Annotated in this window: 27 protein-coding genes; 18 read left to right on the top strand and 9 right to left on the bottom strand. The window is 62.9% G+C overall.

Going from position 1 to position 23,915, the window contains the following annotated elements:
* Nucleotides 1-9 precede the first annotated feature (9 nt).
* From RAK1035_RS13210 to RAK1035_RS13180, 7 genes are all read left to right on the top strand, one after another.
* A complete protein-coding gene (locus RAK1035_RS13210) occupies nucleotides 10-615 on the top strand; it encodes a LysE family translocator (RefSeq protein ID WP_008282080.1) in 606 nt (201 codons plus the stop codon).
* 4 nt (nucleotides 616-619) lie between these two features.
* The gene (gene gpt, locus RAK1035_RS13205; protein WP_008282079.1) at nucleotides 620-1,117 is read left to right on the top strand and encodes a xanthine phosphoribosyltransferase; all 498 of its coding nucleotides are present in this window, start codon (nucleotides 620-622) and stop codon (nucleotides 1,115-1,117) included.
* Between the two features lies 1 nt (nucleotide 1,118).
* Entirely contained in the window at nucleotides 1,119-2,324 is a 1,206-nt protein-coding gene (locus tag RAK1035_RS13200; RefSeq protein ID WP_037298283.1) for an aminotransferase, read from the top strand.
* Between the two features lie 47 nt (nucleotides 2,325-2,371).
* A complete protein-coding gene (locus RAK1035_RS13195; RefSeq protein ID WP_008282077.1) occupies nucleotides 2,372-4,216 on the top strand; it encodes a peptidyl-prolyl cis-trans isomerase in 1,845 nt (614 codons plus the stop codon).
* Between the two features lie 12 nt (nucleotides 4,217-4,228).
* The gene (gene trpE, locus RAK1035_RS13190; RefSeq protein WP_008282076.1) at nucleotides 4,229-5,740 is read left to right on the top strand and encodes an anthranilate synthase component I; all 1,512 of its coding nucleotides are present in this window, start codon (nucleotides 4,229-4,231) and stop codon (nucleotides 5,738-5,740) included.
* 93 nt (nucleotides 5,741-5,833) lie between these two features.
* The gene (locus RAK1035_RS13185; RefSeq protein WP_008282075.1) at nucleotides 5,834-6,451 is read left to right on the top strand and encodes a sulfurtransferase; all 618 of its coding nucleotides are present in this window, start codon (nucleotides 5,834-5,836) and stop codon (nucleotides 6,449-6,451) included.
* Between the two features lie 38 nt (nucleotides 6,452-6,489).
* Complete coding sequence (locus tag RAK1035_RS13180; RefSeq protein WP_008282074.1) at nucleotides 6,490-7,032, top strand: pseudouridine synthase; 543 nt, start codon at nucleotides 6,490-6,492, stop codon at nucleotides 7,030-7,032.
* Between the two features lie 10 nt (nucleotides 7,033-7,042).
* Here the strand turns inward: RAK1035_RS13180 and RAK1035_RS13175 are convergent, their stop codons facing one another.
* From RAK1035_RS13175 to RAK1035_RS13165, 3 genes are all read right to left on the bottom strand, one after another.
* The gene (locus tag RAK1035_RS13175) at nucleotides 7,043-7,786 is read right to left on the bottom strand and encodes a HisA/HisF-related TIM barrel protein (protein WP_008282073.1); all 744 of its coding nucleotides are present in this window, start codon (nucleotides 7,784-7,786) and stop codon (nucleotides 7,043-7,045) included.
* Between the two features lie 119 nt (nucleotides 7,787-7,905).
* Nucleotides 7,906-8,406: a hypothetical protein gene (locus RAK1035_RS13170; protein WP_254683678.1), complete on the bottom strand. Its 501-nt coding sequence runs from the start codon at nucleotides 8,404-8,406 to the stop codon at nucleotides 7,906-7,908.
* An 85-nt stretch (nucleotides 8,407-8,491) separates the two neighbouring features.
* Nucleotides 8,492-9,925: a divergent polysaccharide deacetylase family protein gene (locus tag RAK1035_RS13165; RefSeq protein WP_008282071.1), complete on the bottom strand. Its 1,434-nt coding sequence runs from the start codon at nucleotides 9,923-9,925 to the stop codon at nucleotides 8,492-8,494.
* Between the two features lie 168 nt (nucleotides 9,926-10,093).
* Here RAK1035_RS13165 and RAK1035_RS13160 point away from each other — a divergent pair, with 168 nt between their 5' ends.
* The 5 genes from RAK1035_RS13160 to RAK1035_RS13140 are packed head-to-tail and all read left to right on the top strand — an operon-like array spanning nucleotide 10,094 to nucleotide 14,142.
* Nucleotides 10,094-10,666 carry an anthranilate synthase component II gene (locus tag RAK1035_RS13160; RefSeq protein ID WP_375554811.1) on the top strand — a complete coding sequence of 191 codons (573 nt, stop codon included), beginning with the start codon at nucleotides 10,094-10,096 and terminating at the stop codon, nucleotides 10,664-10,666.
* Nucleotides 10,663-11,685: an anthranilate phosphoribosyltransferase gene (gene trpD, locus RAK1035_RS13155; protein ID WP_008282068.1), complete on the top strand. Its 1,023-nt coding sequence runs from the start codon at nucleotides 10,663-10,665 to the stop codon at nucleotides 11,683-11,685. Before RAK1035_RS13160 ends, trpD begins: the two co-directional genes overlap by 4 nt.
* Nucleotides 11,682-12,497 (top strand): indole-3-glycerol phosphate synthase TrpC, encoded by an 816-nt coding sequence (gene trpC / locus RAK1035_RS13150; protein WP_008282067.1) that lies wholly within the window; start codon nucleotides 11,682-11,684, stop codon nucleotides 12,495-12,497. Before trpD ends, trpC begins: the two co-directional genes overlap by 4 nt.
* Complete coding sequence (gene moaC / locus RAK1035_RS13145; RefSeq protein ID WP_008282066.1) at nucleotides 12,497-12,973, top strand: cyclic pyranopterin monophosphate synthase MoaC; 477 nt, start codon at nucleotides 12,497-12,499, stop codon at nucleotides 12,971-12,973. The genes trpC and moaC overlap by 1 nt, the downstream gene beginning before the upstream one ends.
* Nucleotides 12,970-14,142, top strand: coding sequence for a molybdopterin molybdotransferase MoeA (locus RAK1035_RS13140; protein ID WP_008282065.1), 1,173 nt, complete (start codon nucleotides 12,970-12,972; stop codon nucleotides 14,140-14,142). Before moaC ends, RAK1035_RS13140 begins: the two co-directional genes overlap by 4 nt.
* Here RAK1035_RS13140 and RAK1035_RS13135 read toward each other — a convergent pair.
* Both RAK1035_RS13135 and mgtE read right to left on the bottom strand, forming a co-directional pair.
* Nucleotides 14,127-14,708: a 5-formyltetrahydrofolate cyclo-ligase gene (locus tag RAK1035_RS13135; protein ID WP_008282064.1), complete on the bottom strand. Its 582-nt coding sequence runs from the start codon at nucleotides 14,706-14,708 to the stop codon at nucleotides 14,127-14,129. The two genes, RAK1035_RS13140 and RAK1035_RS13135, sit on opposite strands and share 16 nt — an antisense overlap.
* Nucleotides 14,705-16,096 carry a magnesium transporter gene (gene mgtE, locus RAK1035_RS13130; RefSeq protein ID WP_008282063.1) on the bottom strand — a complete coding sequence of 464 codons (1,392 nt, stop codon included), beginning with the start codon at nucleotides 16,094-16,096 and terminating at the stop codon, nucleotides 14,705-14,707. The genes RAK1035_RS13135 and mgtE overlap by 4 nt, the downstream gene beginning before the upstream one ends.
* A 135-nt stretch (nucleotides 16,097-16,231) precedes the next feature.
* Between mgtE and guaD the strand changes: the two genes are divergently transcribed.
* Nucleotides 16,232-17,521, top strand: coding sequence for a guanine deaminase (guaD, locus tag RAK1035_RS13125; protein WP_008282062.1), 1,290 nt, complete (start codon nucleotides 16,232-16,234; stop codon nucleotides 17,519-17,521).
* A gap of 98 nt (nucleotides 17,522-17,619) precedes the next feature.
* Here the strand turns inward: guaD and RAK1035_RS13120 are convergent, their stop codons facing one another.
* Nucleotides 17,620-18,411, bottom strand: coding sequence for an inositol monophosphatase family protein (locus RAK1035_RS13120; protein ID WP_008282061.1), 792 nt, complete (start codon nucleotides 18,409-18,411; stop codon nucleotides 17,620-17,622).
* 56 nt (nucleotides 18,412-18,467) lie between these two features.
* Nucleotides 18,468-18,842, bottom strand: a complete 375-nt coding sequence (locus RAK1035_RS13115; protein WP_008282060.1) for a helix-turn-helix domain-containing protein — start codon at nucleotides 18,840-18,842, stop codon at nucleotides 18,468-18,470.
* A 312-nt stretch (nucleotides 18,843-19,154) separates the two neighbouring features.
* Between RAK1035_RS13115 and RAK1035_RS13110 the strand changes: the two genes are divergently transcribed.
* A complete protein-coding gene (locus tag RAK1035_RS13110; RefSeq protein WP_008282058.1) occupies nucleotides 19,155-20,117 on the top strand; it encodes an NADPH:quinone oxidoreductase family protein in 963 nt (320 codons plus the stop codon).
* Here RAK1035_RS13110 and RAK1035_RS13105 read toward each other — a convergent pair.
* A complete protein-coding gene (locus RAK1035_RS13105; RefSeq protein WP_008282057.1) occupies nucleotides 20,104-20,976 on the bottom strand; it encodes a LysR family transcriptional regulator in 873 nt (290 codons plus the stop codon). The two genes, RAK1035_RS13110 and RAK1035_RS13105, sit on opposite strands and share 14 nt — an antisense overlap.
* Before the next feature lie 123 nt (nucleotides 20,977-21,099).
* Between RAK1035_RS13105 and RAK1035_RS13100 the strand changes: the two genes are divergently transcribed.
* The 3 genes from RAK1035_RS13100 (at nucleotide 21,100) to RAK1035_RS13090 (ending at nucleotide 22,642) form a co-directional block, all read left to right on the top strand.
* Nucleotides 21,100-21,303 carry a DUF1127 domain-containing protein gene (locus tag RAK1035_RS13100; RefSeq protein WP_037298278.1) on the top strand — a complete coding sequence of 68 codons (204 nt, stop codon included), beginning with the start codon at nucleotides 21,100-21,102 and terminating at the stop codon, nucleotides 21,301-21,303.
* A 219-nt stretch (nucleotides 21,304-21,522) separates the two neighbouring features.
* Entirely contained in the window at nucleotides 21,523-22,302 is a 780-nt protein-coding gene (locus tag RAK1035_RS13095; RefSeq protein WP_008282055.1) for a Bax inhibitor-1/YccA family protein, read from the top strand.
* Nucleotides 22,303-22,456: 154 nt separating this feature from the next.
* On the top strand, nucleotides 22,457-22,642 hold the full coding sequence (locus RAK1035_RS13090; protein ID WP_008282054.1) for a hypothetical protein: 186 nt from the start codon (nucleotides 22,457-22,459) through the stop codon (nucleotides 22,640-22,642).
* A gap of 13 nt (nucleotides 22,643-22,655) precedes the next feature.
* Here RAK1035_RS13090 and RAK1035_RS13085 read toward each other — a convergent pair whose 3' ends face one another.
* A complete protein-coding gene (locus tag RAK1035_RS13085) occupies nucleotides 22,656-23,411 on the bottom strand; it encodes an alpha/beta fold hydrolase (protein WP_008282053.1) in 756 nt (251 codons plus the stop codon).
* A gap of 89 nt (nucleotides 23,412-23,500) precedes the next feature.
* On the opposite strand from RAK1035_RS13085, the gene RAK1035_RS13080 reads away from it, so the two are divergent.
* Nucleotides 23,501-23,875 (top strand): hypothetical protein, encoded by a 375-nt coding sequence (locus tag RAK1035_RS13080; RefSeq protein WP_008282052.1) that lies wholly within the window; start codon nucleotides 23,501-23,503, stop codon nucleotides 23,873-23,875.
* Nucleotides 23,876-23,915: the final 40 nt, after the last annotated feature.

Below are 23,915 nucleotides of genomic sequence, written 5' to 3'. Positions count from 1 at the left end.
GGCTCGTACATGACCGCGCTCGATCTTTTGGCCTTCAACGCGGTTCTGGCCGCCGCCATCCTCAGCCCCGGTCCGGCCCTGCTCTTTGCCCTGCGCACCGCATTGGCCGATGGCCGTGCTGCCGGAATTGCTGCGGGCATGGGCCTTGGCCTTGTCGCGGCCCTCTGGACATTGGCGGCGCTTCTGGGGCTCGATGCCCTCTTTACCCTCTTTCCATGGGCCTACGTGACGCTCAAGATCGTAGGGGCAGCCTATCTGATCTACATCGCCTGGACCACATGGCGCGCAGCCCGCCAGCCCGTGACCGAAGGTCCACGCAAACCGCGCGGGCGGGCCTTTCTTGACGGGGTGCTGATCAATCTCGGCAATCCCAAATCGGTGCTGTTCGCGGCCTCTGTGCTTGTGGTGATCTTTCCCAAGGGCCTTACAGCCTCGGAAATTGCCCTCATCACTGTTAATCACATGCTGGTCGAATGGCTATTTTACGCAGGCTTTGCCACGCTTCTCAGCGGCGCTGCGGCGCGTCGCGCCTATCTGGGCGCGAAACCGATCATCGACCGCGCGGCGGCCCTATTGCTGGGCGCGCTCGGGCTGAAACTTCTCTTGAGCAGGTAACACCATGATGGACCGCCTCCCCCATGAAAAAGGCTTTCACGTAAGCTGGGACCAGTTGCACCGCGATGCCCGCGCGCTTGCATGGCGGCTCCAGAGCGAGGCCCCCGAAGGTGGGTGGCGCGCAGTGGTGGCCATCACGCGGGGCGGAATGGCCCCCGCGATGATCGTCGCACGCGAGTTGGACATTCGCACCGTCGATACGATCAGCGTCAAATCCTACAACCATCAGGCCCAGACCGCCCCTGTCGTGATCAAATCGCCCGATATGTCGATCATCGGCGATGGCGCGGCCGTGCTCATCGTCGATGACCTTGTGGATACCGGGCGCACCCTTGAGGTGGTGCGCCAGCATATGCCGCGCGCCCATGTTGCCACCGTCTACGCCAAGCCGATGGGCCGCGCGCAGGTCAACACCTTCGTGACCGAGGTCAGCCAGGATACGTGGATTTTCTTTCCGTGGGATATGGCCCTGCAATATGTCGAACCCTACCGGGGGGCCTGACATGATCAATCCGCCCCGCACCGCCTGCACCTTTTCGCCCCCTGTCATGGAGGCGCGGCGCTGGCTGGACGGGGTGACATTCCCGCCCCATCGCCCGCTCATCAATGTAAGCCAAGCCGCCCCCGTGGCCCCACCCCCCGAGGCACTGCGCCGCGCGGTGGCCGAAGCGGCACTGAATGAGCCGCAAGCGCATCTTTATGGCCCCGTGCTGGGCCTGCCTGACCTGCGTGCCGAAGTGGCGGCGCAGTGGTCCGCCACCTATGGCGGCAGCATCGCACCCGCCGAGGTCGCCATCACCTCTGGATGCAATCAGGCCTTTTGCGCGGCGATCACTACCCTCTGTGCCGAAGGGGATGAGGTTATCCTTCCAACCCCTTGGTATTTCAATCATAAAATGTGGCTCGATATGGCGGGCGTGCGCGCTGTCCCGCTGGCCGCGGGCGCGGAACTTTTGCCCGATCCGGATCACGCGGCGGCGCTCATCACGCCCCGCACCCGCGCCATCGTGCTCGTCACCCCCAACAATCCGGGCGGCGTGGAATATCCCGCCGACCTCACACATGCGTTCTACACCTTGGCCAAAGAGCGCGGTCTTGCCCTTATCGTCGATGAAACCTACCGCGATTTCGATGCCCGCCCCGGCGCGGGGCACGACCTCTTTCACGATACCGACTGGGCCGATACGCTCATCCAACTCTATTCCTTTTCCAAGGCGTACCGCCTGACCGGCCACCGCGTGGGCGCAATGGTCGCCTCTCCGACCCGTCTGGCCGAAGTCGAGAAATTCCTCGACACCGTCACGATCTGCCCCAACCAACTGGGTCAGATCGCGGCGCTTTGGGGCATGCGCAATTTGGGGCAATGGCTGGCAGGCGAGCGCGCCGAAATCCTCGACCGGCGTGCAGCGATCCATGACAACATGCCGAAAGTCACAGGCCAAGGCTGGCGGCTTTTGGGATGCGGTGCGTATTTCGCCTATATGGCGCATCCTTTCGCGATGGACTCGCATCACTTGGCGCAGGCGCTCGTGCCCGAGGCGGGCGTTCTCTTGCTGCCCGGCACCATGTTCCGCCCGTCTGATGACCCGGAGGGCGCGCGTGAGTTGCGCGTGGCCTTCGCCAATCTTGATCGTGCCGGGATCGACACGCTCTTTGACCGGCTGGCTGCCCTCCGCTGGCCTCTTGTCCAGACCGGCCACAGCGCGTAGACAGTCGCCCAAGCAGGGCACAAGCCACAAACGGACAGGGGGCCACCATGGCAGGCAACAGCATATCCAAAGGCGCGATGTGGGTTCTGATGGGCCTTCTGATTGTGGGCCTTGCCGGATTTGGCGCAACCAACCTTTCTGGCAATGTCCGCAGCATCGGCCATGTTGGCACCGCCGAAATTGACGTGACCACCTACGCCCGCGCCCTGCAAAACGAAATCCGCGCGCTAGAGGCGGAGCGAGGCAGCGCCATGAGCTTTGCCGAGGCGCGCGCCGCCGGGGTTGATACCGACGTGCTGGGCCGTCTGGTGGCCCGTGCAGCCCTGGAGCATGAGGCAGACCGCCTTGGCCTGTCCATCGGCGATGAGAACCTGCGCGAGCAGATCCTCGACATTCCCTCCTTTCAGGGGCTCGATGGCAGCTTTGATCGCGAGGCGTATCGTTTTGCCCTCGATCAGGCCGGCCTGAATGAAAGCCAGTTCGAAGAGAACATCCGCGCCGAAACCGCGAGCACGCTGGTGCAGGCCGCAGCCCTCGCCGGTCTGCAAACGCCAAGCACCTATATGGACACGATGATGACCTATCTGGCCGAGCGGCGCAGCTTGGCCTTTGCCGTGCTTGACCGTGCCGCGCTGCAATCTGGCCTGCCCGTCCCGTCCGAGGACGACCTCAAGACCTATCATCAAGGCCATCTGCCCGATTTCACGACACCCGAAACCAAAACCATCACCTTTGCATGGGTCACGCCCGCGATGATCCTTGATAGTGTCGAGGTCGACGAAGCCGCCCTGCGCGAGGCCTATGCAGAGCGCGAGACCGAATTCAACATGCCCGAGCGGCGGTTGGTCGAACGTCTGGTCTTTGCCGATTCCGCGGCCGCGACCCGCGCGCGCACCCGGATAGACGACGGGATCGCGCTTGAAATGCTGGTCTCTGAGCGCGGGCTGGATATGGCCGATATCGACATGGGCGATGTCAGCCGCGAGGATCTGGGCGCTGCCGCGGATCCCGTCTTCTCCGCTCAGGCGGGCGAGGTGGTTGGACCGATCGACACAAATCTTGGCCCGGCCCTCTTTCGCGTCAACGCCGTTCTCGCGGCGCAGATCACAACCTTTGAAGAGGCGGAACCACGCCTGCGCGAAGAACTGGCCGCCGACCGCGCGCGCCGCGTCATCGAGGCCAAAATCGACACGGTCGATGATCTCCTTGCTGGAGGCGCCACGCTCGAAGATGTGGCCAAGGAAACCGATCTCGAACTTGGCAGCATCGACTGGCACCCCGGCCTGACCGAAGGCATGGCAGGCTATGACAGCTTTCGCGCCGCAGCACAGGCCGTGGCAACGGGCGACTATCCCGAGGTTGAACAACTGGCGGATGGCGGCATCTTTGCCCTCCGTCTCGACGGGATCGTAGAGCCCCGCATCCAACCGCTTGAGGATGTGCGCGACGCCGTCCTGCGTGGCTGGCGCGCTGAGGCGACGGTGACAGCCCTGCGCGCGCAGCTCGAACCACAGCTCGCAGAACTGCGCGCCGGTGCCAGCTTTGCCGATCTGGGGCTGACGGCAACGGAAGTGACCGACATGACCCGCCGCGATTACCGCCCCGAGGCCCCCGCAGAATTCATCGACACGGTGTTTGACATGGTCCAAGGCGAGGTGCGCGTGATCGAGGGCAATGGTCGCCTCTTTGTTCTGCGCCTTGACAGCATCGCGCCGCCCCTGCCCGCAGAAGAGGACGAGGATCTCGCCCGCCTGCGCGCCGCCCTGCAAGATCAGGCCGCCGCCGATCTGGGACAGGATCTGTTTCAAGTGCTGGCCAATGACATCCGCAGCCGTGCGGGCGTCGAACTTGATCAGGCGGCCCTCAATGCCGTGCACGCCAATTTCAACTGAGGACCGCCAAAATTGGAACTGACCCCGTCCTTTGAGGAATTCGCGCGCGCCTATGAAGCGGGCGAAAATCAGGTGGTGCATGCGCGGCTTGCGGCCGATCTCGACACGCCCGTCTCGCTGATGCTCAAGCTGACAGGTGCCGCGCGCGATGCCTTCTTGCTCGAATCGGTGACGGGCGGCGAATTGCGCGGGCGCTATTCCATCATCGGCATGAAACCCGATGTCATCTGGCACTGCCACGGCACCACCAGCCGCATCAACCGTCAGGCGCGGTTTGATCATGACGCGTTCGAGGATCAGCACGGCGATCCCTTGGCCAATCTGCGCGGCCTCATCGCCGAAAGCCGCATCGCCCTGCCCGAGGGCATGCCCGCTGCCAGTGCCGGTCTCTTTGGCTATCTGGGCTATGATATGATCCGGCTGGTTGAACACCTGCCCAATGTGAACCCCGATCCGCTTGGCCTGCCGGATGCGGTGATGCTGCGCCCTTCGGTGATTGCCGTTCTGGATGGCGTCAAGGGCGAGGTCATGGTTGTGGCCCCCGCATGGGTCAGCAGCGGCCAATCGGCGCGCGCCGCCTATGCGCAGGCCGCCGAGCGGGTGATGGATGCAGTCCGCGATCTGGAACGCGCCCTGCCCCAATCCAGCCGCCGCTTGGGTGAGGCCCATGAGGATGCCGCCCCGGTCTCGAATTTCACCCGCGACGGCTATAAGCAAGCCGTTGAAAAGGCCAAGGATTACATCCGCGCAGGCGATATCTTTCAGGTGGTGCCCAGCCAGCGCTGGACCCAGACCTTTCGCCAACCGCCCTTTTCCCTTTACCGCAGCTTGCGGCGCACCAATCCGTCGCCTTTCATGTTCTATTTCAACTTTGGCGGCTTTCAGGTGATCGGGGCCAGCCCCGAAATCCTCGTGCGTGTGTTTGGCCAAGAGGTGACGATCCGCCCCATCGCAGGCACACGCCCCCGTGGCGCTACCCCCGAAGAGGATCGCGCCCTTGAGGCGGATCTTTTGGCCGACAAAAAGGAACTGGCCGAGCATCTCATGCTGCTGGATCTGGGGCGCAACGACGCCGGTCGCGTCTGCAAGATCGGCACCGTGCATCCGACCGAAAAATTCATCATCGAGCGCTATAGTCACGTGATGCACATCGTCTCGAATGTGGTGGGCGAGTTGGCCGAGGATCAGGATGCGCTCAGCGCCCTTCTCGCCGGTCTGCCCGCAGGCACCGTGTCGGGCGCGCCCAAGGTCCGCGCGATGGAGATCATCGACGAGTTGGAGCCCGAGAAACGCGGCGTCTATGGCGGCGGTGTCGGCTATTTCAGCTCGGGCGGCGATATGGATGTCTGCATCGCCCTGCGTACCGCCGTGGTCAAGGATCAGAACCTTTATATTCAGGCAGGCGGCGGCGTTGTCTATGACAGCGACCCAGAGGCGGAGTATATGGAAACCGTCCATAAATCGAACGCCATCCGTCGCGCTGCTGCCGATGCCGCGCGTTTTGGTGGCGACAGCAACGGCTAATCCCGTTTGACACAGGTCAAGGCGCACGGGTGCAGGCGGGCGTAGGTCTTTCCAATCATATTCCACTTTAGGAATGTAATGGAGGGAAGCCTAATGAACCGCATCACACGATTCGCCGCTCCGGCCCTCGTGGCCTTGGCCTTGGCACTCGCGCCGCTCGCAAGCGCGGCTGGCGGTGCCCTGACCCTACAAGAGCCCGTGGCTGTCGACACACTCAGCAAGAACAAACAGACCGCCCCCGGCCTCTATATGATTGCCGCCGACGCTGCCCGCGTGCTGGCCGATCATCCCAACGTCGCCCTCATCGATGTGCGCACCCCGTCCGAGGTGACCCTGATTGGCTATGCCACGGCCGCTGCTGCGAATATCCCGTCAAAACTGATGGACCCTGCCCTGACCTTCGACGCCAAGAAAGGCGCTTACAAGATGGTGGACAACCCCGCCTTTGTTGACGAGGTCAAGGCATGGCTTGCCAGTGATGCCGCTGCAGGTGTGGATACGCTCTTGGTGATGTGCCGCTCTGGCTCGCGCAGCGCCGAGGCTATAGGCAAACTCGTCGACGGCGGCATTGCCGTGACGCTCTACAATGTCGTGGACGGGTTCGAGGGCGACACCAACGAGGCTGGCGCGCGCGCCGTCAACGGCTGGCGCAACGCCGGTCTGCCCTGGACCTACAAGATCCGCCAAGGCCTGCGCCCCGGCTATAACTGAGACTTGCGGCGGGCCTTGCCCTCGGGCAAGACAGGGGCATGGCCCGCCTCATCCTCTTCAACAAACCCTATGATGTGCTGTCGCAATTCACCGATCGCGGCAGCGAGGGCAGCCCCCGTGCCACGCTCTCGGATTTCATCGACATCCCCCGCGTCTATCCCGCCGGTCGGCTGGATCGCGACAGCGAAGGGCTCTTGTTGCTGACCGATGATGGCCAACTTCAAGCGCGCATCGCAAATCCTCGTTTTAAAACAGAAAAAACATATTACGCGCAGGTCGAAGGCCTGCCGGATGACACAGCCCTCGCAGCCCTGCGTGCCGGTGTCACGCTGAGCGACGGCCCGACGCGGCCAGCACGGGTCGAGCGGACAGAGCCTCCGACCCTCTGGCCGCGCACCCCGCCCGTCCGCTTTCGCAAATCCGTGCCCGATTGCTGGCTGAAACTTACGATCTCCGAAGGGCGCAACCGGCAGGTGCGCCGCATGACCGCCCATATCGGTCACCCCACCCTGCGCCTCATCCGGTGGCGCATCGGGGACTGGACACTCGACGGCCTCGGCCCCGGAGAGTGGCGGGGCTAAGGCCGCGCGCTCAGATGAACTCTGCCTTCGCTTCCGGGGCGGCCCGCGCAACCGCCAGAGCCTCGCCCAGATCGACATCCTTGGACAAAAGCGCGCGCCCGATGATCGTGCCGTCGATATTGGGAATATAGCGCAGCCGCGCCACGTCATCGACCGTCCGCACCGTGCCCCGCGCAATCACCGCATGCCGCGTCTTGGCTGCCAGCCCGGAAATCACCCCGAGACTGCCATCACTATCCTCGATATCGGCATCAATATCTGTAATCAAAATCCCCGCCAGCGGCACACCGTCAAAGGCTGCGATCAACTCACCCGGACCAAAGGCAGAGGCCGTGCGCCAACCATCGGTCATCAACTGCCCCTGATAGATATCCACCGCCACGACGATCTGATCCGGGTGATACTTGGCCAGCGCCTTGACCGCTTCGGGGTTCTGAACCGCCATTGTGCCCAGCACGATCCGCCCCGCCCCCTTGTCGATCCAGCGCTCCACCGCTTCGCGTCCCCGAAACCCGCCGCCAAGCTGCACCGGAATACCCACGGCCCGGATGATCTGCTCGATAAGCGCATCATTGTCACCCGCGCCGCGCAGCCCGTTCATATCGGTGAGGTGCATCCAATCGGCCCCGGCGGCCACAAAACGGCGCGCGGTTTCGATCGGGTCCACATGCCAGAAGACCGGCTCATCCAGCCGCCCGCGCGTCAGAGTGACACATTTTCCGTCCAGTATTTCCAAGGTCGGATAGAGGATCATCGCCAGCACCTTTCGCTATGGTTGTGGTCCCAACCTGCGGTCACAGCGTACCCCCGGCTGTCCCCGGTGCGGCATGATGCGGGCCTTTCGCGGCCCAATGGGCCAGATCGGCGCAGCGCTCAGTATTTTCCGATGTCGACGTTCTTCAGTTCAGACAACACCTTGCCCGCGGCATCGACCGCCCGAATATCCACCGTATACCGATTGCCGCGACCGCCAGAGCATGGCGGCAGATATCCCGGGCTTGCGTAATCCCCGGTCGAGCGCGCAGGCTTGATGACCCGCACGCCACCGGGCAGCTTTGCCGTCATTCCGGGCACCGCAGGCAGATCGGCCGTGGCTCCTTTGACAGGATAGCCGATCGTGCCATGGCCCCCATTCTGCGACAGCGGGCCGTAAGACTTGTCGTTGTAATAGGCAATCAGCCAGACCGTGCCCGCAGGAATACCAGATACCGTCATCGGGGGCGTGCTGCCTTTGCCACCGGACAAATGGCAATGCTGACCGGCGGGCACCTTGCGACCATCCCAGCCACCGCCCAATTGCACGGTCATATCCGCAAAGGCCGCCGATCCCATCAATGAAAGACCAAGTGCCAAAATCAATCTTTTGGACATCATAAAAACTCCATTTCGCATGACTATGGCCCAAGCGTAGCCGCGAACGGCAGCCCCGGTCAACGACCGGACAGGGCAGGCGCCGGGATCACTCCGCCCGAAGCACCGCCGACACAGGCGCCAAGGCCACGCTTGCGGCCCGGTCTGCCAAGCCCCAGAGGAGCAGGGCGCTGATCGTATCCGCCCGCAACCGGCCCAGCATGATCACGCCATCCTCCTGCTGATCCGCCCGCATCGCCGCCTGATCCAGAAACCGCCGGATGGCGGCGACATTCTGTCCCTGCCCGTCAAAATCCCGAAACAGGCTGGCCGAGGGCACGCCTTCGCGTGCGATCAGCTTTTGCGCCGTGTTCAGCCCGTTGGGATGCATCACCAGCCCATGCCCGCTCTCTTTCAGAATTGGGGCCAATTGCGCCGTGGCTTCGCGGCTCGATTGCAGGCCCGCGCCTGCCCCTTCCAAAACCGCCACCGCCTGCGGCACCTGCGTAAACCAGGCCTGCATCGCCACTTCGGCATCCTCGGGCCGCGCCCCTTCGGGCAAATCGGCCATGGCCAAAACCTCGAATCCGGCGGCGCGGTAGCGTTCTGCCGCATCCGCCGCCCCGGACCAGGTGACATCCACCGCGAAATTCAGCGGATAGGGAAAACTCTGAAGCGCCTCGATCCCAATCGGGCTCTGCCCGTCATCCATCAGAATGATCGCCATCAGCGGCTTGCCCTCGGGATTGTCGAACGCCACCCGATTGCGCACCAAGGCACCCTCCGCCGCCTCGGGCTCTGCGATGGCCTCGGCAACCTCGGGCGCAGGATCGCCAAGGCTGGGCAAGCGATTGGTTGTCACCCCTTCGGCCCGGTTGCCGATCGTGCCCAGCGCAGGCAGGGTCTTGGCCACAGTCTCTGCGTCCGCTTCTGGCACAGGGGCCACTTCTGCCTGTGCCTCGGCTTCCGGCGACAGATCCGCCACGCCCTCGCCATCCGTGGCGTCAGGGATCAACACCGGCGCAGGCTCCTCGGATGGAAAAATAGACTCGCTCTGCCCCGCCTCTGGCGCGCTCAGCCCAGCACTCTCCTCGCTTGGAGGGGGTGCGGGCGGCTGCGCGGGATCGGTCGAAACCGCCACCGCGCCCTCGCTGTTCGGCACCACAGGCGCTGGCACTAGCGGGCTTGGCAGAACCGGCTCGTCGCTTTCGACCGCCACACCGCCACTATCGGCCGCCACTTCGGGAGCCTCAGCCAAGGCGGCCGCCTCCCCCGTTTCCGGCACCGCTGCCGGCGCAGTCTCAACTGCACCGATGCCAGCGCTGTCATCGGGCGCAGGCGGTGCGGCCTGCGACACTCCCGCCGTCTCGGGCGCGGCCTGCGTCTCGGGCAAGGCCGCCTCTGCATCCTCGCGCCGCAGATCGAACCCCGATCCCGCAGGCACCTCCAAACTCACCGCTTCGGGCGGCACCGTACCCGGTGCCCCGCTCAGCACAGACAGTGTGCCCAACGCCAGCCCCGACACCAGCGTTCCCGTCATCATGCCTGCCAATACTCCGCGTGCCACTGCCTTTGCCCCCACATCTGCCTGTTTTGCCTGTTATCCGGCCTAGCGCCCCTTGACGGTGCCGCGCAAGACTGAACAAGTATACCGCGACCGGCCCCTTGGCCTCCAGCCCCCTTTGCATGAGGACAGGCGCGAATGCTGCTCTTGATCGATAACTACGACAGTTTCACCTATAATCTCGTCCATTACGTAGGCGAATTGGGTGCAGAAACCCGCGTTGTGCGGAATGATGCGCTCAATGTGCAAGAAGCGATGGCGATGCGCCCCGATGGCATCCTGCTTTCGCCCGGCCCCTGCGATCCGGATCAGGCGGGCATTTGCCTGCCGCTCACCCTTGCAGCCGCCGAGGCGGGTATTCCGCTTTTGGGCGTCTGCCTTGGGCATCAGACCATCGGTCAGGCCTTTGGCGGCAAGGTTATCCGCCATTCCGAAATCGTACATGGCAAGATGGGCCAGATCCTTCATGAGGGCAAAGGCGTCTTTGCTGGCCTGCCCTCTCCCTTTGAGGCGACGCGCTATCACTCGCTTGTGGTCGAACGCTCCAGCCTGCCCGACTGCCTTGAAATCACCGCAGAACTGGCAGATGGCACCATCATGGGCCTGCAACACCGCGACTTGCCCATTCAGGGCGTGCAATTTCACCCCGAATCCATCGCATCGCAACACGGTCACGCGCTGCTCAAGAATTTCATCGACATGATGCAGGTTCCGGCATGAGCGAGCAGCTCAAACCGCTGATCGCTGCCGCTGTCGACCGCCCCCTCAGTCGCACAGAGGCCGAAACCGCCTTTGAGATCCTGTTCGAAGGCGAAGCGACACCTGCCCAGATCGGGGGCTTTCTCATGGCTTTGCGCACGCGCGGCGAGACGGTCAATGAATACGCCGCCGCCGCCGCCGTGATGCGCGCCAAATGCAACGCCGTGCGCGCGCCAGAGGGGGCGATGGACATCGTCGGCACCGGTGGTGATGGCAAGGGCACGCTCAATATCTCGACCGCGACGGCCTTTGTCGTGGCGGGGGCGGGCGTGCCCGTGGCCAAACATGGCAACCGCAACCTCTCCTCCAAATCCGGGGCGGCGGATGCGCTCACGGAAATGGGGATCAAGGTGATGGTCGGCGTGCCGGTGGTCGAACGCGCGCTGACGGAAGTGGGCATAGCGTTTATGATGGCCCCCATGCATCACCCGGCCATGGCCCATGTCGGGCCGGTACGCACCGAATTGGGCACCCGGACCATTTTCAACATCCTTGGCCCCCTTACCAACCCCGCAGGCGTCAAGCGCCAACTCACCGGCGCGTTTTCCCGCGATCTTATCCGCCCCATGGCCGAAACCTTGGGCCAATTGGGTTCAACCCGCGCCTGGCTTGTGCATGGCTCGGACGGCACCGATGAGATGACAATCACCGGCGTGTCATGGGTCGCGGCCCTCGAAGACGACGGCAGCATCCACGAGACCGAATTGCATCCCGAGGATTTTGGCTTGCCCGTACATCCATTCGAGGCCATTTTGGGGGGCACCCCTGCGGAGAACGCCGCCGCCCTGCGCGCGCTTCTTGATGGTGCGCCGGGCGCCTACCGCGATGCTGTGCTGCTCAACGCCGCCGCCGCCCTGACGGTTGCCGGACATGCCAGCGACCTGCGCGCCGGCGTGGCCCAGGCCGCAGAAAGCATCGACAGCGGCGCAGCCCGCGCAAAAATCGCTGCCCTTGCGAAACTGACATCGGAGACTGCATGACAACGCCGACCATTCTGGACAAGATCAAAGCCTATAAACTCGAAGAAATTGCCGCAGCCAAGGCCGCGCACCCCTTGGCCGAGATCGAGACGCTGGCCCATGAGGCTCCGCACGTCCGCCCCTTCGCGGATGCGCTGCTTAAGGCCACCAAGACCGGCTATGGCCTCATTGCCGAAATCAAAAAGGCCAGCCCCTCCAAGGGCTTGATCCGTGCCGATTTCGACCCCGCCGCGCTGGCGCAGGCCTATGCGACCGGCGGGGCCACCTGTCTTTCGGTGCTGACAGATACGCCCAGCTTTCAGGGCGCGCCGGACTACCTTGAACAGGCGCGCAATGCCTGCGACCTGCCGGTGCTGCGCAAGGATTTCATGTATGATCCCTATCAGGTGGCCGAAGCGCGCGCTTGGGGGGCCGATTGCATCCTTATCATCATGGCCAGTGTCTCGGATGCGCAAGCGCTCGAATTGGAAGAGGCCGCAACCCATTGGGGCATGGACGCGCTGATCGAGGTCCACAACCGCGCCGAACTCGACCGCGCTAACCATCTCAAATCCCGGATGATCGGCATCAACAACCGTGATCTCAACACCTTTGAGACCACGCTCGACACCACGCGGCAACTGTCCAAATTCGTGCCGCCCGAACGCATGATCGTCTGCGAAAGCGGCCTCGCAACGCCCGAGGATCTGGCCGACATGGCCCGTTACGGCGCGCGCACATTCCTGATCGGCGAAACCCTGATGCGCGCCGAGGATGTGGCACAGGCCACGCGCAACTTGCTGGCCAATCCGCTGACACCGGGCGGATTCTGATGTCCGGGCTCAGCCATTTCGACGGCCAAGGTCATGCCCATATGGTCGATGTTTCGGACAAGGATGTGACTGCGCGCGTGGCCGTGGCCGAAAGCCACATCAAGATGGCCCGCGAAACCTTTGATATCATTGCCGAAGGCCGCGCCAAGAAAGGCGATGTTCTGGCCGTCGCCCGCCTTGCCGGGATCATGGCCGCCAAGCGAACGCCCGACCTTATCCCGCTCTGCCACCCGCTTGCCATCACCAAGGTCACGGTGGACCTCACCCTTGATCCCGATCTTCCCGGCGTGCGCATCGCCGCAACGGTCAAGACCACAGGCCAGACCGGCGTCGAGATGGAGGCGCTGACCGCCGCCTCCGTCACCGCCCTCACGGTCTATGACATGACCAAGGCGGTGGATAAGGCGATGGAAATCGGCGGCCTTCGCGTGATCCTAAAAGATGGTGGAAAATCAGGACGGTATGAGGCGATATGATCACTGTTGACGCGGCCCTTGCGCATCTCTTCAGCCTTGTTCAACCGCTCGACATCGAGGAGGTGCCGCTCGCGCAGGCCGCAGGGCGCATCCTTGCCCGCGATGTGGCCGCGCGGCGCGATCAGCCGCCCTTCGCCGCCTCTGCCATGGACGGCTATGCGGTCTGCAGCGCTGATGCGGCCCCCGGCACCACCCTCACCGTGATCGGCGAGGCGGCCGCGGGCCATGCCTATCCCGGCGCGCTGAGCACCGGCCAAGCGGTGCGCATCTTTACCGGCGCGCCCATTCCAACAGGGGCCACCCGCGTGATCATCCAAGAGGATGTGACCCGCGACGCCGACCAGATCACCCTTGGCCAAAATCTTGACCGCAAGGATCATATTCGCCCCTTGGGCTGCGATTTCCGTGAAGGTCAGACCATCACCGCCCCCCGACGTCTGCGCCCCGCTGACATTGCACTTCTCGCCTCGATGAACATCGCCGCCGTGCCGGTGCGCCGCAAACCACAGGTTGCGCTGATGTCCACCGGCGATGAATTGGTCATGCCCGGAGAGGCCCCCGGCCCCGATCAGATCATCGCGTCCAACACCTTTGGCCTTAAGGCAATGCTCGACGCGATGGGGGCAGAGGCGCGCATCCTGCCCATCGCCCGCGATACCGTGGCCTCGCTCACCGCATGTTTTGCCCTGACGCGAGGCGCTGATCTGATCATCACCATCGGCGGTGCCTCGGTCGGCGATCATGATCTCGTGGGGCGCGTGGCGGGCGATCTGGGCATGGACCGCGCCTTTTACAAGGTCGCTATGCGCCCCGGCAAGCCCTTGATGGCCGGGCGTCTGAACGGCGCAGCCATGGTCGGCCTGCCCGGAAATCCGGTGTCGGCCATGGTCTGCGGTCATGTGTTCATCGCGCCCATGATCAATGCCATGCTGGGTTTGGGCACCGCCCCCACCCCGCGCCTGCGCGCGCCCTTGGCGATTGCCCTGCCCGCCAACGGCCCGCGCGAGCATTACATGCGCGCGGCCCTAACACCTGAGGGTATTCATCCCGAGGATAAACAGGACAGCTCACTCTTGACCATCCTCGCCAATGCCCAGGCGCTGATGGTGCGCCCGGTCAGCGATCCTGCGCGGGCAGCCGGGGAAATGATGGATTATCTCCCACTCTGACCGCGCGTGCCAAAGCTGATCACCTCCACCTCGGTCACGACCATATCAAGCGGCTGATCCGTGGGTTCAAGCGGCAGTTCCGCCGCCTCCTGCGCACCATAGGCAAAGCCGATGGCCAATGTCCCGCGCCGGGCACGCAGCATCTCGAGCGTGCGGTCATAAAACCCGCCGCCATAGCCCAGCCGCCCGCCCCGGCGGTCAAAGGCCACCAAAGGCACAATCAAGATTTCTGGCTCGAAAAAATCGTCCACCTCGGGCACCATCGCGCCAAACGGCCCCTCGCGCAGCGCGCATCCCGGCCCCCAGCGCGAAAAATCGAGCGGCAGACCAGCGCCGCGAATGACAGGCACGCCAACCGGCCCATGCGCTGCCGCCTCTTCCATCGCGGTCAGCGGATCAATCTCGGACCGGATTGGCATATAGCCTGCCAGCGGCACGCCCCGATACCCCGCCAATACCCCCGACAAAAGCGCCGCCGTCCCCGGCATCCGGGCGCGATGCGCCTCGGCGCGCCGCTCAAACGCGGTCTTGCGCGCTGCGGCCTTCACCTCTGTCAAATCGGTCATATCAGAAACACCGTCGCCAGCCCCAGAAACGCGAAAAAGCCCACCACATCCGTCACCGTGGTGACAAAGGTGCCCGAACCCAGCGCCGGATCAACGCCCATCCGGTCCATGATCACCGGTATGGCCGCCCCTGCCAACCCGGCAACGACAAGATTGATCACCATCGCAGCACCGATCACATAGCCCAGTTCCGGCCCGCCAAACCAGACCACCCCAACCGCGCCCATCACCAGCGCGAAAATCAACCCGTTGATCAGCCCAACCAGCGTTTCGCGCCGCAGCACCCGCCAGACATTCGCCCCGGTCAAGTCTTTGGTCGCCAAGGCGCGCACTGCCACCGTCAGGCTTTGTGTGCCCGCATTGCCCCCCATCGAGGCGACAATCGGCATCAAGACGGCCAGCGCCACCAGTTGCGCAATCGCCAATTCGAACTGTGCAATCACCAACGAGGCCAGAATCGCCGTGCCCAGATTGACGGCAAGCCACGGCACCCGCTGTTTGGAGGTCTCGATCACGGAATCGTTGATCCCGCCCTCGCCCACACCGGCCAGACGCATGATGTCTTCTTCGTGCTCTTCATCCAGCACCGCCATCGCGTCGTCGATGGTGATCACGCCCACCAACCGGCCATCCTCATCCACGACGGGGGCCGAAATCAGGTGATACTGGTTAAACATATAGGCCACATCGCCGTCATAGCGCGTGACCGGAATAGTGTGGAATGTCTCCTCCACAATGTCTTTCAGCGGCACATCCCGACGCGAGGCCATGATCCGCCCCAGCGTGACATTGCCCACCGGGTGCAGCCGCGGATCGACCAGCACGATGTGATAGAACTGCTCGGGCAATTCCTTGGCATGGCGCATGAAATCAATCGCGTCGCCGACGGTCCAATGCTCGGGGGCCATCACCACTTCGCGCTGCATCAGACGGCCAGCAGAATATTCCGGATAGGTCAGCGATTGTTCGACCGCCGCACGGTCGCTGTCTTCCAGAACGCTCAGGATCGCTTCTTGCTGCTGATCCTCCAGATCCTCGACCAGATCGACCACATCATCGGAATCGAGCTCGCGCACCGCGTCGGCCAGAACCTGCGGCGTGAGAAGGTTGATCACCTCTTCGCGGATCGATTCGTCGAGTTCCGACAGAATATCGCCGTCGAACTCCTGCCCGTAAAGCGCGATCAAGCGCCGTCGGTCATAGGCGTTGCTCTGTTCCAGAAGGTCGGCGATGTCGGCCGCATGAAGCGGCTCCATCTCGGCCCAGAGCATTTCACGGTCCTGCGTCTCGACCGCGTACATGATCCGCGCAATCAAGGACCGCGTGAGCGGCGTATCATCCTCGTCCTGTTCCGCCTCGGGGGCCAGATCGTCTTCGTGTTCTGCCATATTGCCCCCCTGCGTTTCTGTTGCGCGCAGGATTAAAGAACCGTCTTGCGGAAAACAATCACAATGGGCCGATTTACCCCGGCCTTGTGCCCCCTTATCCTGCCCCCTGCGCAATCCTTAGCCCACGGGGGGCAAATGTCGTCACTCACCCTGATCACCGGCCAAGTTCTCGCCTTCGATCGTTCACCGTTCGACGGCGATCCCGCCGGGGCCTCGACCCTGCATGAGGCGCTCTTGATCGAAAATGGCCGGATCGCTGCCGTCGGCACCGCGCAGGAGCTACGCGCGCAGGCCCCACAGGCGCGCGTGACCGACATGGGCAAGCACCTCATCAGCGCCGGGTTTGTCGATGCGCATGTGCATTACCCCCAGACCGCGATTATCGCCAGTTGGGGCAAACGCCTGATCGACTGGCTCAACACCTATACCTTTCCCGAAGAAATGCGCTTTGCCGATCCCGCCTATGCAGCCGACATCGCGGGCCGCTATCTTGACCTCATGCTCGCCCATGGCACCACCACCTGCGCGAGCTACGCCACCATCCATCCCGCCAGCGTGACCGCGTTTTTCGAGGCGGCGCAGGCGCGTGGCCTGCGCGCCGTGGCGGGCAAGACCTGTATGGATCGCAATGCACCCGAGGGGCTGCGCGACACCGCGCAATCCGCCTATGACGACAGCAAAGCACTGCTGGAACGCTGGCACGGCGTGGACCGGCTCTCTTACGCCATCACGCCCCGGTTCTCGCCCACTTCAACGCCGGATCAGCTTGCGGCCTTGGGTGCGCTCTGGTCGGAATACCCCGAATGCCTGATGCAAACCCACCTGTCCGAGCAGGTGGACGAGGTCGCCTGGGTCAAATCCCTCTACCCAGAGGCGCGCGATTATCTCGACACCTACGAATCGCACGGCCTTTTGGGGGCGCGCGGGCTTTATGGCCACGCCATCCACCTTGAGACGCGCGAGCGCGACCGCCTGCGCGAGATGGGCGCAGCCCTCATCCATTGCCCCACCTCCAACAGCTTTATCGGATCGGGCCTATTCAACCTCGCCGCGCGTGTGGCCGAAGGTCAGCGTGTGGGCCTTGCCACCGACACTGGCGGGGGCTCGTCCTTTTCCATGCTGCGCACCATGGCCGCCGCCTATGAAATCGGGCAATTGACCGGTACAGCGCTGCACCCGGCACAGCTTCTCTGGCTCGCCACCGCAGGTTCGGCAGAGGCGCTGCATATGGGCGCGCATATCGGCACTATCGCACCGGGGATGGAGGCCGATCTGGTTGCCCTCGATCTCGCCTCAACCCCCGCCATTGCGCAACGCAGCGCGCGGGCTACCGACATCTGGGAGGCGCTCTTTCCCACGATCATGATGGGCGACGACCGCGCCATTGCCGGCGTTTGGGTGGCGGGCAAGGCGGTGCGTATCTGACCTTTTGTCAACGCTTGCACAAAGCGCCCCGCGCGCAATCAAGCCCGAAGGGTGCCGCGCGATCGCCGGGCCGTCCCGCGGCCCAGCGACTGCCCGCCTCACACCACTTTCGACAATATCTCCAGCGCCGCCTCATGCTGCGCGCGCCCGGCGGCGGCAATCGCCCGCCCACCCTGATGTGCAGGGCCGCCCTGCCAGTCGGTGACAATACCGCCCGCCGCCTCGATCACGGCAATCGGTGCCTGAATATCATAGGCCGCCAAACCAGCCTCGATCACCAGATCGACATGCCCCGCCGCAACAAGAGAATATGCATAACAATCAAGCCCATAGCGCGTTAACTTCGCGCAGGCCGCGACCTCGGCAAAGCCTGCGGCCTCTGCCGGGCTGCCCAACTCTGGAAATGTGGTAAAGACGATCGCATCCGACAAGGCCCGCGCGCCCAGCACCCGCAGATCCCGCGCGCCCATCGGCCCGGTCATCCGTGCCGTGCCCCAGCCGCCTTCAAACCGCTCGCCAATATAGGGCTGGTCGATAATCCCATAGATCGGGCCAGTCTCGTCAGAAACCGCGATCAGCACGCCCCATGTCGGGGCCCCAGACATAAATGCCCGCGTGCCGTCGATTGGGTCCAGCACCCATGTCAGGCCGCTGGTGCCCGAAACCGCGCCATATTCCTCGCCAAGGATTCCATCCTGCGGACGCAACCGCCGCAGAACCTCGCGCATGGCACGTTCGGTGGCACGGTCGCCCTCTGTCACCGGATCAAACCGCCCCTCAGGCAGTTTGTTATCCGCCGTCAGCCCGGCACTGCGAAAAAACGGCAAAACAGCCTCACGCGCGGCATCTGCCACCGCGTGGGCTGTCTTGACGATATCTGTCTTGTCCATTCCGGCCCGCCTTTCCTACCGCTTGCGCAGAGGGATAGACCCAAGGCCGGCTCGGCTCAAGCCACCTCGCTCAAAACCCGGGCAAGGTCGAACAAACGCCGACGCTGGTTTTCGGGAATGGCGTAATACGAACGCACCAGATCCAGCGCCTCTTTGTCGCCCATCAGGTCGGCCCGTGCTGGATCGCTCTTTTCGCGCTCCACACCGCCCTCTTGATCCAGGCCTTCAAAGAAAAAGCTGATCTCGACATCCAGCGATTCGGCAATGTCCCAGAGCCGCGACGCGCTTACGCGGTTCGCACCTGTCTCATATTTTTGAATCTGTTGAAATTTGATTCCGACGCTCTCTGCCAGCTGCTGCTGGGTCATTCCCACCAGCCAGCGGCGGTGCCGAATACGTTTGCCGACGTGCACATCAACGGGGTGCGGCATATAGTGTTCCTTCTTACCTACTCTGAGAATTACCGTAATTCGATCACCCGAAACTAATGCCCCGAGCAAGACGCCACGCATCCCAGCAGCGCGTGCCAGACCCTACCAAGATGGTGTTAAAATTCAAGAAATATCGCTATCCATTTGCGTGACCTATCCCAATGAAACACAATCTAAGCGGGCACCTATCCTTTTGGATAGGGTGTTTTCCACTTTTTGTGCTTGGTTTGCACAGGTTTGACAGGGCGAATCGAATTCGTCTAACCACGATCACAGTTTTACCTCGCCTCGTCAGAATCACAAGGGTTCAACATGCGCGCCTACCACCTGCCCGCGAAGGGCGCAGAGCCCCTCTTGACCGATCTGCCCCGGCCAACCCCGGGTCCGGGCGAAATCAGAGTACGGATCGCGGCCTGCGGGCTCAACTTTGCGGATCTGCTGATGATCAAGGGGGCCTATCAGGACACGCCAGAGCCACCCTTTACCCTTGGAATGGAGGTGGCAGGCACGGTTGACGCCCTTGGCCCCGGCACCGATGGCCCCGCCCCTGGCACCCGTATCGCGGTCTTTGGCGGTCAGGGCGGGCTTGCAGACTATGGCTGTTTTCCCGCCGCCCGCGCGGTGCCCCTGCCCGATGCCATGAGCTTTGCCGATGCAGCAGCCTTTCAAGTGGCCTATGGCACCAGCCACGTTGCGCTGGATCACAAGGCGCGGCTGCAACCGGGGGAAACCCTGTTGGTTCTGGGGGCCGCCGGGGGTGTGGGCCTCACGGCTGTTGAAATCGGCAAGCAGATGGGCGCGCGTGTGATCGCCTGTGCTCGCGGCGCCGACAAACTCGCCGTGGCCCAAGAGGCCGGGGCCGATCACCTGATCGACGCGGCAACCCAAGATATCCGCGATGTCTGCCGCGCGCTTGGCGGCGTCGATGTGGTTTATGATCCGGTGGGGGGCGATCAATTTACCGCCGCACTGCGCGCCTGCAACCCCGAAGCGCGCATCCTGACGATCGGCTTTGCCTCTGGCGATGTGCCACAAATCCCCGCCAATCACCTTCTGGTCAAGAATATCACTGTGATGGGCCTCTATTGGGGCGGCTATCTCAAATTCCGCCCCGAGGTGGTAACCCAGAGCATGGCCACCCTCTTTGACTGGTATGCAGCCGGGCGCTTGCGCCCGCATGTCTCGCATCTTTTGCCGCTTGAACAGGCCGCAGAGGCGCTTGATCTGCTGCGCTTGCGCAAATCGACCGGCAAGGTCGTGGTCACGCTGACATAAGCACCGGCGATGTCAGCGCGCCAAATCCCTGCCGCAACATCCGCATCAATTCGGCGCGCACCGCATCGCGGCCCGCATTGCCGTACAGGTTGATCTTTTGAATCCCCAGATCCGGCAGCGCCCCGCCGGGATGGATCGCCTCGAGATGTGGCGGGATGCTGCTCTCGAGCAGCGCCCCAACCGCCAGATCGGCGCTCACCAATGCCTCGACCGCGCGATCATCCTCGGAATCAACCGCCAACTCCCAATCCACCCCCGCCGCATCCAGCTTGCGCAGCACGATGGGCCGGAAAATGCACTGGCGGCAAAACGCCAACCGCAGCGGGCGTCGCTTCCACGACACGCCGCCTTGCGCACCGGTCCAGCGCAGATTCATCTGCGTCAAGGTCTCGCCCCCCTCGCCCACGCCTTCCTCGGTGGTCAGGATCACATCCACCTCGCCCCGCGCAAGCGCCTCGCGCAGCCGCAGCGTGCTGGATGAGCGCAGGTTGACCTTGACCCGTGGAAAGGCCGCGTTGAACTGCTTGAGCACACGTGGAACCACCGGATAAACGATGTCATGCGGCACACCGAGCGCCAATTCCCCCTCGAATGTCTCTTCGGTCAGCCGCCCCATCACCTCGTCATTCAGATCGAGCATACGCCGCGCATAGCCCACCAATTGCTCACCCGGCGCGGTCAATGACACCCGACGATTGGCGCGCTCTAGAAGCGTAAGATCCAGCATTTCCTCTAACCGCTTGATCTGCATCGAGACCGCTGATTGCGTCAGATTCAACGCCGTCGCCGCGCGCGTCACACCACCATGGTCGGCCACCGCCACCAACGAGCGCAACGTAGTGATGTCGAGGTTTCGCATATATCACATTCCTTGATGATGAGTCGGCCAAACATTCATTTTCAAAATTGAACGAATCCGGGCAAAAGATCAACATCCGAAATGAAAACCCCAAGCCACATCACCAAAGGGAAAGGAAAGACCATGACCGTCCATGCCCAAACCTCCGTCCTCCGGTCCGCCCTGCGCGCTCCGCGCCTTGCCGAGATGCTGGCTGTCTGGACACAGCGCCGCGCCCTCTATCGGCTCGACGATGCCGCGCTCGAAGACCTTGGTCTAACCCGCGAAGCCGCGCTGCGCGAGGCAAGCCGCCCCTTCTGGGATTTGCCCCGTCGGCTGCATTGCTGACCCGCTCAAGGACAGTGTCAGGGCCTGCCCTGACACGGCCGCCCCACGGATATCTGAGGTGCCGCGCCGCGATACCGCCTCTCGCGTCAAGCGCGCGTCAAAAATCCCCGCATAAAACCTGTCTAAAACAAGCATGAACGCTTGAAATGTAGGACAGGCCTACCGATATTACTGGCAATGTCCCACAACGGGATCGCCATTCACATATCGGAGGGTTACATGGCAGAGTTAAACACGATCCGGACGGCGACGGGCACACGCACCGCCCAGATTGACGCGGGCCTACGCGCGCACATGAACAAGGTCTACGGCACGATGTCCGTGGGCATGCTCATCACGGCGCTTGCGGCATGGGCCATCGCGGGGCTTGCCGTGACAACCGATCCTTCCGCCGCCGCCGCACAACTTCCCAATGGCAAGATGCTGACGGGTCTTGGCGCAGCGCTTTACCTTTCGCCGCTCAAGTGGGTGGTGATGCTGGCCCCGCTGGCGTTCATCTTCCTTGGTTGGGGCGCGCTCGTGCGTCGGGCTTCGGCTGCCGCCGTGCAGCTTGGCTTCTTCGCCTTTGCCGCACTCATCGGTATTTCGATGAGCTCGATCTTCCTGATGTTCACCAGCTTCTCGATCGTCCAGACCTTTATCGTGACCGCCATCGCCTTTGCGGGTCTCTCGCTCTTTGGCTACACCACGAAAAAGGACATCTCGGGTTGGGGGTCGTTCCTCATCATGGGCGTGATCGGTCTTGTTGTCGCCATGGTGATCAACATTTTCCTGCAAAGCCCGGCCATGATGTTCGCCATCTCGGCCATCGGCCTCTTGATCTTCGCCGGTCTTACCGCGTTCCACACGCAAGAGATCAAGAACACCTATGTCGCCCACGCGGCACATGGGGATCAGGAATGGTTGGACAAATCCGCCTACGACGGCGCGCTGAGCCTCTACATCAGCTTCCTGAACATGTTCCAGTTCCTGCTGATGTTCATGGGGCAACAGGAATAGCAGCGGCCTGAACCGCAAACGCTAAAATGGAACCCGCCGGATCACTCTCCGGCGGGTTTTTTCATGTTCAGAAGCAATCCCTGACCCAGATCAAGGCCCGCTCAATGGAGGTGCGGTACCATCAACGAACGCACCAAAAGGGAAAGTCTCCGCCATGTTACGCCTCGGCCTCATCCTGCATCTTTTCATCGGCTCCACGCTCTCCGGCTCTGCGGTGATCGCCGCCCTCGTCATGGGACAGGACACGCTGAAACCGATCCTGATCGCCGCCCTTCTGGGATTTATCGCTGCCTTCCCGGTGTCCTACATCGTGGCCAAAAAGCTTTACGAACTGCGCTGAACCAAGGTGCCGCTCACCCCAACCAGGTGCGCACCGCCGCCTCAAACTCGCGCGGCTTTTCGGCATGAAGCCAATGGCCCGCACCGGGAATTTTGGCAAACTGTGCCGCAGGGAACAGCGCCTTGATCCGGTCGCGGTGCTCGCGGGCCACATAGGCCGAGTCTGCCCCAGTGAGAAACATCACCTTCCCCTCATAAGGCCCTGAAATATCCGGAAAGCTCAGGATTTTCGGCATCTCGCGCGCCAGCGTTTCTAGGTTCAACAACCACCGCTTTTCCGCCACATCCAACGCCTGAAGGAAAAACGGCACCAGCGCCGGATTGTCCACCGTGGCCTGCAATTGCGCGGCCGCGTCTGACCTTCGCTCAACCGTTGCCAGATCGACCGCCTGCATCGCCTTGATATACTGCACCTGACTGTGGCCATAGGACACCGGCGCAATATCCGCAACGATCAGCCGATTGACCAAGGCCGGTTGCGTCAGCGCCAGCACCATCGCCGCCTTGCCGCCCATTGAATGGCCCAGCACATCATATGGGCCGTCCAACCCCTCGATCACCTCGGCCAGATCGCCAGCCATATCCTCATAGGAATGCGTTTCAAACCAAGGGCTTGCGCCGTGATTGCGCATATCCACCGCGATCACATGGCGCGTGTCCGACAGCCGCTTGGCAATGACCCCCCAATTGCGCGCAGACCCGTAAAGCCCATGCACAATCACCAATCCCGGCCGCTCAGTCGGCGCGCCATGTTCGATCCGGTTCAACATATCCCCTCATACCGCCGGAATCACAGCGTTTCCAGCCCTATTGCCGCGTAGCCCAGCAACCGGTAAACTACCTCAAGAGGGATTTCCAAGTGATTGATACAGAAGAATTTAATACCAAGACCACACGGCTACAACAGGCCCTAACAGACCGGATGCGCCTGCGCGGTCCCACGCTTGAACGGCAATTGCGCCGTGCCGGGCGGCGCTTGCCCCGCCGTCAGCGCCGCGCCGGGGCCATTGTTCTGGGCGCACAGGATTGGATGGCCCATGCCAAACTCGCCCGCGTGCTCGACATCGGCCAAGTTGATCGCGCCTTTTCGGATCTGCACGCCTATCTGGATACGCTCGACCCGCAAGAGGCGCGCAAGACCGCCGTTCTGCGCCTCGTCGGGGGGATCGTGCTCAACCTGATGCTTCTCGCAGGTTTGATCTATGCGCTGATCCGCTGGCAGTCCCCGCTTTAAAAGCGCCCACCAATATCCTGAAATAAAATGGAAACCCCGC

The organism is Roseovarius sp. AK1035, assembly GCF_003288315.1.
In the GTDB taxonomy this organism is placed as follows: Bacteria; Pseudomonadota; Alphaproteobacteria; order Rhodobacterales; family Rhodobacteraceae; genus Roseovarius; species Roseovarius mucosus_A.
Note: the sequence above shows the minus strand (reverse complement) of the source record. Positions and strands in the feature narration are given on the sequence as shown.

What these genes read in the sequence shown, in the direction of transcription:
- guaD (WP_008282062.1), top strand. Translation starts at nt 16,232, where the DNA reads ATGTCGTCACTCACCCTGATCACCGGCCAAGTTCTCGCCTTCGATCGT.
- RAK1035_RS13185 (WP_008282075.1), top strand. Translation starts at nt 5,834, where the DNA reads ATGAACCGCATCACACGATTCGCCGCTCCGGCCCTCGTGGCCTTGGCC.
- RAK1035_RS13095 (WP_008282055.1), top strand. Translation starts at nt 21,523, where the DNA reads ATGGCAGAGTTAAACACGATCCGGACGGCGACGGGCACACGCACCGCC.
- RAK1035_RS13210 (WP_008282080.1), top strand. Translation starts at nt 10, where the DNA reads ATGACCGCGCTCGATCTTTTGGCCTTCAACGCGGTTCTGGCCGCCGCC.
- RAK1035_RS13140 (WP_008282065.1), top strand. Translation starts at nt 12,970, where the DNA reads ATGATCACTGTTGACGCGGCCCTTGCGCATCTCTTCAGCCTTGTTCAA.
- moaC (WP_008282066.1), top strand. Translation starts at nt 12,497, where the DNA reads ATGTCCGGGCTCAGCCATTTCGACGGCCAAGGTCATGCCCATATGGTC.
- RAK1035_RS13110 (WP_008282058.1), top strand. Translation starts at nt 19,155, where the DNA reads ATGCGCGCCTACCACCTGCCCGCGAAGGGCGCAGAGCCCCTCTTGACC.
- RAK1035_RS13100 (WP_037298278.1), top strand. Translation starts at nt 21,100, where the DNA reads ATGACCGTCCATGCCCAAACCTCCGTCCTCCGGTCCGCCCTGCGCGCT.
- RAK1035_RS13180 (WP_008282074.1), top strand. Translation starts at nt 6,490, where the DNA reads ATGGCCCGCCTCATCCTCTTCAACAAACCCTATGATGTGCTGTCGCAA.
- gpt (WP_008282079.1), top strand. Translation starts at nt 620, where the DNA reads ATGATGGACCGCCTCCCCCATGAAAAAGGCTTTCACGTAAGCTGGGAC.
- RAK1035_RS13170 (WP_254683678.1), bottom strand. Translation starts at nt 8,406, where the DNA reads ATGATGTCCAAAAGATTGATTTTGGCACTTGGTCTTTCATTGATGGGA.
- RAK1035_RS13085 (WP_008282053.1), bottom strand. Translation starts at nt 23,411, where the DNA reads ATGTTGAACCGGATCGAACATGGCGCGCCGACTGAGCGGCCGGGATTG.
- RAK1035_RS13175 (WP_008282073.1), bottom strand. Translation starts at nt 7,786, where the DNA reads ATGATCCTCTATCCGACCTTGGAAATACTGGACGGAAAATGTGTCACT.
- RAK1035_RS13115 (WP_008282060.1), bottom strand. Translation starts at nt 18,842, where the DNA reads ATGCCGCACCCCGTTGATGTGCACGTCGGCAAACGTATTCGGCACCGC.
- RAK1035_RS13200 (WP_037298283.1), top strand. Translation starts at nt 1,119, where the DNA reads ATGATCAATCCGCCCCGCACCGCCTGCACCTTTTCGCCCCCTGTCATG.
- RAK1035_RS13165 (WP_008282071.1), bottom strand. Translation starts at nt 9,925, where the DNA reads ATGATGACGGGAACGCTGGTGTCGGGGCTGGCGTTGGGCACACTGTCT.
- RAK1035_RS13105 (WP_008282057.1), bottom strand. Translation starts at nt 20,976, where the DNA reads ATGCGAAACCTCGACATCACTACGTTGCGCTCGTTGGTGGCGGTGGCC.
- RAK1035_RS13120 (WP_008282061.1), bottom strand. Translation starts at nt 18,411, where the DNA reads ATGGACAAGACAGATATCGTCAAGACAGCCCACGCGGTGGCAGATGCC.
- RAK1035_RS13195 (WP_008282077.1), top strand. Translation starts at nt 2,372, where the DNA reads ATGGCAGGCAACAGCATATCCAAAGGCGCGATGTGGGTTCTGATGGGC.
- trpC (WP_008282067.1), top strand. Translation starts at nt 11,682, where the DNA reads ATGACAACGCCGACCATTCTGGACAAGATCAAAGCCTATAAACTCGAA.
- RAK1035_RS13090 (WP_008282054.1), top strand. Translation starts at nt 22,457, where the DNA reads ATGTTACGCCTCGGCCTCATCCTGCATCTTTTCATCGGCTCCACGCTC.
- RAK1035_RS13135 (WP_008282064.1), bottom strand. Translation starts at nt 14,708, where the DNA reads ATGACCGATTTGACAGAGGTGAAGGCCGCAGCGCGCAAGACCGCGTTT.
- trpD (WP_008282068.1), top strand. Translation starts at nt 10,663, where the DNA reads ATGAGCGAGCAGCTCAAACCGCTGATCGCTGCCGCTGTCGACCGCCCC.
- mgtE (WP_008282063.1), bottom strand. Translation starts at nt 16,096, where the DNA reads ATGGCAGAACACGAAGACGATCTGGCCCCCGAGGCGGAACAGGACGAG.